Annotated in this window: 2 protein-coding genes; one reads left to right on the top strand and one right to left on the bottom strand. The window is 70.2% G+C overall.

Annotated features, from left to right (window positions below; genetic code table 11):
- Positions 1 to 2408, top strand: a 2408-nt coding sequence (locus ACFWPJ_RS27130; protein WP_378855465.1) for an arabinosyltransferase, incomplete at its 5' end; no start/stop codon positions are given.
- A gap of 284 nt (positions 2409 to 2692) precedes the next feature.
- Here the strand turns inward: ACFWPJ_RS27130 and ACFWPJ_RS27135 are convergent.
- The gene (locus ACFWPJ_RS27135; protein ID WP_378855467.1) at positions 2693 to 3622 is read right to left on the bottom strand and encodes an ADP-ribosylglycohydrolase family protein; all 930 of its coding nucleotides are present in this window, start codon (positions 3620 to 3622) and stop codon (positions 2693 to 2695) included.
- Positions 3623 to 3833 lie beyond the last annotated feature (211 nt).

The raw sequence follows: 3833 nt of genomic DNA on the forward strand, positions 1-3833 counted from the left end.
CCATCACCTCCGCCGACGGTAACAACCTCGGATTGGCCAGGGGCGCCCGCTGTTCGGGCACCATGTCTAACTACTACCGATGGTTCTGCGTCGACGAGGGCCCGTTCTACACGCCCTACACCGACATCATCGGCTGGATCACCCATATCTCCGCCGTCAGCCCGCTGGTCCGCCTGCCCGCCCTCGGCGCGGGCCTGCTCACCTGGTGGCTGATCAGCCGCGAGGTGCTGCCCCGGCTCGGCGTGGCGGTGCGCCGCCAGCGGGTAGCGACCTGGACCGCGGCGCTGGTGTTCCTGGCCTTCTGGCTGCCCTACAACAACGGCCTGCGCGCGGAATTCGTGGTCGCGCTGGGTGTGCTGGTCACCTGGGTCTCGGTCGAACGCGCCATCGCGACCCGGCGGCTGCTGCCCTTCGCCGTCGCGGTGATCGTCGCCGCGTTCACCCTCACCGGCGCGCCGTCGGGCCTGATCTGCCTCGGCGCGCTCGTCGCCGGCGCGCGCGTCGTCACCGCGGTGGTCGTGCAGCGGGCGAAGTCGGTCGGCTATCTCGCGCTGCTGCTGCCGATCCTGGCGGCGGGCACGATGGTGCTGACCGTCGTGTTCGCCGACCGGACCCTGGCCGGTGTGCGGGAGATGTTCGCGGTGCACGGCGAGATCGGGCCGCGGGAGTCCTGGTTCTTCGAGTTCCTGCGCTACCAGTATCTGCTGCAGCTCAATGCCGACGGCTGGCTGACCCGCCGCTTCGGTGTGTTCGCCATGCTGATCGGGCTGATCGTGTGCACCGCGGTCATGCTGCGCCGCGGCGGTCACATCCCCGGCACCGCGGTCGGCCCGACCCGGCGCCTGCTTGGGATCACCCTGGCCGCGATGGTGCTGATGATGTTCTCGCCCACCAAGTGGACCCACCAGTTCGGCGTGTTCGCCGGCCTGGCCGCCTGTGTCGCCGCGGTGACCGCGGTCGCGGTGAGCTCGGATGTGCTGCGGCCGTTGCGTAATCGCGCGCTGTTCGCCGCCGCGGTCTTCTTCGCCATGGCGATGACCTTTGTCGGCGCCAACGGCTACTGGTATGTGTCCTCGTGGGGAATTCCCTGGTGGGACAAGCCGCCGACCGTCGCGGGCTTCGGCCTGTCGACCGTGTTCGCCGGTCTGACCTTCCTGGCCCTCGCTGTCGCCGCGTGGTTCCACATCCACCCGAACCCGAAGCCACGGGCCGGGCGGCTGGCGGCGGTGCCGGTCCTGGCCGTCGCGGCCGCGCTGATGGTGCTGTTCGAACTGGCCTCCTTCGCGAAAGCCACGATCGCCCAGTACCCCGCCTACTCGGTGGCCAGCTCCAACTTCGACGCCGCGTTCGCGGGCGGGTGCGGTATGGCCGACGAGGTGCTCGTCGAGACCGACCCGAACGCGTCGATGCTCGCCCCGCTGACCGGCGATGTCGCCACCACGATGACGGGCACCGACTCGACCGGCTTCCGCCCCGACGGCGTCGCCCCTGTCCTGACCTCCGACGAGGTGGAATCGACCACGGGCCAGGCGAATTCGGTGTCCGACGACCCCGACGAGCTGCGTGACGCCTCGACCTCCGCCGGTTCGGAATCCCGGCAGGGCTCACTGCAGCTCCCGTTCGGTCTCGACCCGGCGACCACCCCCGTGCTCGGCAGCTACCGCTCCGGCGCGCAGGAACCCGCCGCGCTGACCACCGGCTGGTTCCGCCTGCCCGACGGCCCGCGCGGCCCGCTGCTCGCGGTCTCGGTGGCAGGCCGGATCCGGTCGGTCGACGCCGACGGTATCGTGCACCCGGGTCAGGAACTCGTCGTCGAATACGGCACCGCGGCCCCCGACGGCACGGTCACCGTGACCGGTCAGGTCATGCCGATCGACATCGGCCCCGCCCCGACCTGGCGCAACCTGCGCGTCCCGCTCGACCAGCTGCCCGCCGACACCGGCGTCGTCCGGCTCGTCGCGCAGGACAAGGATCTCGGCCCCGACCAGTGGCTGGCGGTCACCCCGCCGCGCATGCCGCAGACCACCACGCTGAACGCACTCGTCGGCCGCGACACCCCGGTGCTGCTGGATTGGGCTGTGGGCCTGCACTTCCCGTGCCAGAACCACCTGCCGACCTACAACGGAATCTCGGCACTGCCCGAATACCGCATCCTGCCCGACCGCAACGGCGCCACCATCACCAACCTGTGGCAGGGCCACGACGGCGGCGGCCCGCTCGGCTGGACCCAGCTCCTGTTCACGGCCCGCACCCTGCCGACCTACCTGAACAACGACTGGGACCGCGACTGGGGCTCGATCGAGCAGTACCTGCCACTGGACAACGGCGCAGTGCCTGCGAAGCCGACAGTCGACTCCGAAAACCGTTGGGGGACATGGACTCCGGGCCCGATCGTCACTGCTTGGTAACCCGATCTGTGCGATCGAACGCACGCCGGCGTGGCAGCAGTAATCCGCCGCTGCGCCGGCGTGTGAGTCGCATTCCTCACGCGGGCGGTTCTCCGCGCACTGCGCCCGCATGCGCTGAGCATTCACCAAGCGCTCCGATGGTCCCGATCTCGACCGATCGGCGGGAGAATGAACGTTCAGCGCGGTGATCCACGGGTGGTGGCTCGGCTTGTAGGAGCGTGTGGGCCGACCACTACTTCGAGGCAGGCCCTCGGTAGCGCCGTGCGTGACGGCGACAGACCTCGTCAGCAGGAGTGCGCGGCGATGCGCTGCGCCAGATCGGGCAGGTCCGCGCCGGTCAGGCCGGGGTAGCCGTGCAGCATGGTCCGCCACCGGGCCGGGACGGCGGAGGCGCCCCAGCGCGCGCCGAGCAGGCCGCCCGCGATGGCGGCCGTGGTGTCGGTGTCGTTGCCCGCGCGGACACAGGCTTCCAGGGCGCGGGGCAGATGCTCCGGCGACGACTGGTCGGTCGTGGTGATCGCCCACCACGCGGTCTGCAGGGCGTGCACCACCCAGCCGTTGTTCGGGAAGTCGTCGGGCGTACCGTTCTCCGCCTCGTCCAGTCGCTCGGTCCAATATTCCGATTGCGCTGAGCCGCCGACGTATTCGCGCACCCCACCGAAGTCGGCGTGCAGCACCGCATGCCGCACCGCGTAGGTCCATATCTTGCACGCCTCGACGGCATGCTCGTCGTAGTGCGTGAGCATCCCGACCCGCCCCGCCGCCGCGACACATTCGGCCGCGTCGTCGAGATAGGCGAGCGCCACCGGCGCGGTCCGCATCAACGACCCGTTCCCACCGGTCCGCCCGGTCAGCGACATCGCCACCACCTGCATGTCCAGCGCGGAAGAAGGTCTGGCCGACAACACCTTCCAGGTCTGATTCCCGATATCCGGCGGCTTCGAATCGAACCACGCGACAAACCCCGCCGCCACCGCGTCCAGATCGATCCCCGGCCCGTTCACCGCCGCCAACACGATCGCCAACGCCATCGACGTATCGTCGGTCCACTCACCCGGCGCCCAATCGAACGGCCCACCCCCGACCATATCGATCACCACCGCAGGGCCCGGCTTGGTGAACTCATACCCCGCCCCCAACGCATCCCCCGCGGCCCCACCGACCAGCACCCCCGCCACCCGATCGGAAAACCCCGCATCCTGCACAGAACCCACCCCTCTCGGGCGCCCACTCTCCGATTATCCAGCTGCCGACCCTACCGGTCGGCTTGTGAGACACACCCACCTTTCGCCCCGGCGCGCCAGCTCGATCGCGGCCGGATCGCCGCCGAAGGCGGCCCCGCCGCCCCCCGCCCGGGGGGTGTCGGGGTGGGCTAGAACCGGTGTGGGGGGGGGTGGGGTTATCACAAAAGCTCACCCCCACACT

This window comes from Nocardia sp. NPDC058497, assembly GCF_042720195.1.
GTDB lineage: Bacteria > Actinomycetota > Actinomycetes > Mycobacteriales > Mycobacteriaceae > Nocardia.